The organism is Candidatus Thermoplasmatota archaeon, assembly GCA_035541015.1.
In the GTDB taxonomy this organism is placed as follows: domain Archaea; phylum Thermoplasmatota; class SW-10-69-26; order JACQPN01; family JAIVGT01; genus DATLFM01.
Map to the genome: position 1 here is coordinate 1 of DATLFM010000073.1, position 2,702 is coordinate 2,702.

Sequence of the window (2,702 nt, forward strand, 5' to 3'; positions counted from 1 at the left end):
TCGTTCACGGCGTCGCCCACGCGCGTGACCTCCTCCGAGCGCGTGGGGTTCATGTCGTGCGTGCAGGCGCCGTGGGGCACGAGCACGTGCTCGGCGCGCGGGATGCGCTCGGCGATCTTCTCGGGAAGGTCGCCGCCGCCGAGGTGGCCCACGGGCCCCGGGTGGAGCGAGGGCACGGCCACCACGGCCTTGATCCTGCCGCCGGGGCGCCGGAAGGCGACGAGGCCCACGCGCGCCTCGATGGGCATCCCGATGCGGGCGATGAGATCCTCGCCCGCGCGCGAACCGGTCGTGAAGTGGTCGAGGAAGTAGCGCAGGAAGTCGAACGCCGAGACGCCGAAGTTGCGGCGGATGGGCGTGTCGAAGATGGAGAGGAAGAAGACGGTGGGCAGGAGGAACACAAGCGGCAGGGCCACGGCGACGAGCGTCTCGCCCGGCTGGGGAGGGTAGAGGGCCACGATGGCCGGCACGGCCGCGAGGAACTGGAGGAGGCTTCCCGGAAGCGTCGCGCGGTGCTTGTTGTTGGCCGTGGCGTAGAGCGCCGTGTGCCGCACGGCAAGGAGCGCCGCGTAGGCGAGGTGCACGCTTACGACCTCGGGGAAGGCAAGGACCAGGCGCGCCGCCTGCGCCACGGCGAGCACGACGGCCACGCCAAGGCAGCCCAGGAGCGCGAGGAACGCCGAGCGCTTCTGGTAGAAGGTGCCGCCCATGGCGCGGATGAGCGGCGCGGACAGGAAGGCGGCGACAAGGCCGGGAAGCGCGATCAGAAGGAAGCCGTGGAAAAGGCCCCCCGGCAGGCTGGGCTCGAGCAGGAGGCCGAAGACCGAGGTTGCAAGGATCGCGGAGAAGGTCACGCGGCGGCGGGGCGAGCGGAAGAGCGCGCGGCTCATGCGCGCGGTCTTCTCGATGTTCACCTGGACGCTTGAGGCAAGCGCCTTTGCCACGTCCTCGTCCGCGACAAGGCCGGGCCTTTGCGGCGGCTCGGGGAAGGCGCGGGAGCCGGCGTCTTGGCCCGGTGCGCGCGCCTGCGCGGCAGCGTCCACGCGCGCCGATCGCAAGCAAGGGATATAACGTTCCCGGCCGCCTTGCGGGCCCCATGAAGCGCGAGATCATCGTGGGCTTGAACCCCGTCCTCGAGGCCATCGCGGCGGGTCGGCCCGTGCGGCGCGTGCTCGTGTCGCGCGAGAGCGACCGGGACCGCATCGCCGATCTCGCCCGCCGTCGCCGCATCCCGGTCGAGTTTGTGACGAAGCGCCGCCTGGACGAGATCTACGGCGGCCCGCACCAGGGAATCCTCGCCATCGCGGCGCCGCGGGGGTACGCGCGCCTGTCCGACGTGCTGGAGGGGGCAAGAGGGCGGGGCGAGGACCCCTTCCTCGTTCTCCTCGACGGCGTGGAGGACCCGCACAACCTCGGCGCCGTGGCGCGGACGGCGCTTGCCGCCGGCGCGCACGGCATCGTTGTCCCCGAGCGGGAGGCGGCGGGAATCTCGCCCGGGGCGCACAAGGCAAGCGCGGGTGCGCTCGCGCGCATCCCGGTCGTGCTCGCGGTGAACCTGGCGACCGCGATCCGGGAGCTCAAGCGCGAGAACGTCTGGATCGGCGTGGCCGAGGCGTCGGGGAAGCCGTGGGACGAGGTTTCCTTCACGGGGCCCCTTGCGCTTGTCCTGGGCGGCGAGGCGCGCGGCGTGCGGAAGCTTCCCGCAAGCCTGGCGGACTTCTCGGTGGCCTTGCCCATGCGCGCGGGGGAATCGCTCAACGTGAGCGTGGCCGCGGGGATCCTGTTCTACGAGCGGATGCGCCAGCAGCGGGCCAAGGGGAAGGGGCAGGGCTCGGTTCGGAAGGGATGAAAGGAAGGCGACGCCCGCGAGGAGGGCGTCGCCGGTCCCTCGTCCCCGGTTGATTCGAACGCGGAGGTCCAACCGGGGGGTTTCGGGAGGCTTCGTTCGAAGGCGTGATCGTCAGTACGTCATGTCCTGGAAGAACTCGGAGGGCGCTGCGTGCGTGGCGAGGTTGGCCTGGCCCATCTGGGTGAAGTACTGTTCGAGGGCCTCGGTCACGGTGTCGGAGATGGGCTTGCCGGTGAGCACCTTCACCGAATGCAATCGGATGTGCTGGTTCACCGGGATCATGATCTTGACTTCCTTCAGCTGGCTTGCGCGCTTGGCTCCGGAGTTTCCATCGATCATGTCGCTTTCCTCCCCCTTTCCCCAGCACATCCCAACCATCGCGTTGAGATTTCGCAGACAGCCAAACGAGCAGTGAGTAAAAAAAACTTCCGCTGGCCATGGGCCGGGCGGATTGACATGTTCGACCGACGCGAAGCCGGGTTGGCGCCGGCGTCGAGTTCATGGCCGTACCGGGCGTGCGGGGGGCGATGGAGCGCCTGGCTCTCAAGGTAGCCTACGACGGCACGAAGTTCCACGGGTCGCAACGCCAGCCCAACGTCCCAACGGTCGAGGACGCCCTCCTGTCGGCGCTTGCCCGCATCGGCGCCTGCCAGAGCGCGGACGAAGGCCGCTTCCAAATGGCCAGCCGGACGGACGCCGGCGTGAGCGCGGCCGGAAACGTCGCCGCCGTGACGACCGCGTTCCACCCCGACAAGCTCGCCGACGCCCTCAACGCGAGCTTGAGGTTCGCGTGGGTCCTGGGCGCCGCGCGCGTCCCTGCCGATTTCCACCCCCGGCGCGCGGCGCCCAGGAC

Annotated in this window: 4 protein-coding genes; 2 read left to right on the top strand and 2 right to left on the bottom strand. The window is 70.2% G+C overall.

Annotation, left to right across the window (positions count from 1 at the left end):
- Positions 1 to 1,043: DUF2070 family protein (locus VM681_06535; GenBank protein ID HVL87646.1), on the bottom strand; the 1,043-nt coding region annotated here is incomplete at its 3' end.
- A 53-nt stretch (positions 1,044 to 1,096) separates the two neighbouring features.
- On the opposite strand from VM681_06535, the gene rlmB reads away from it, so the two are divergent.
- Positions 1,097 to 1,849, top strand: a complete 753-nt coding sequence (gene rlmB / locus VM681_06540; GenBank protein HVL87647.1) for a 23S rRNA (guanosine(2251)-2'-O)-methyltransferase RlmB — start codon at positions 1,097 to 1,099, stop codon at positions 1,847 to 1,849.
- Between the two features lie 111 nt (positions 1,850 to 1,960).
- Here rlmB and VM681_06545 read toward each other — a convergent pair whose 3' ends face one another.
- Positions 1,961 to 2,188 carry a hypothetical protein gene (locus VM681_06545; GenBank protein HVL87648.1) on the bottom strand — a complete coding sequence of 76 codons (228 nt, stop codon included), beginning with the start codon at positions 2,186 to 2,188 and terminating at the stop codon, positions 1,961 to 1,963.
- A gap of 188 nt (positions 2,189 to 2,376) precedes the next feature.
- On the opposite strand from VM681_06545, the gene VM681_06550 reads away from it, so the two are divergent.
- Positions 2,377 to 2,702, top strand: a 326-nt coding sequence (locus VM681_06550; GenBank protein ID HVL87649.1) for a tRNA pseudouridine(38-40) synthase TruA, incomplete at its 3' end; no start/stop codon positions are given.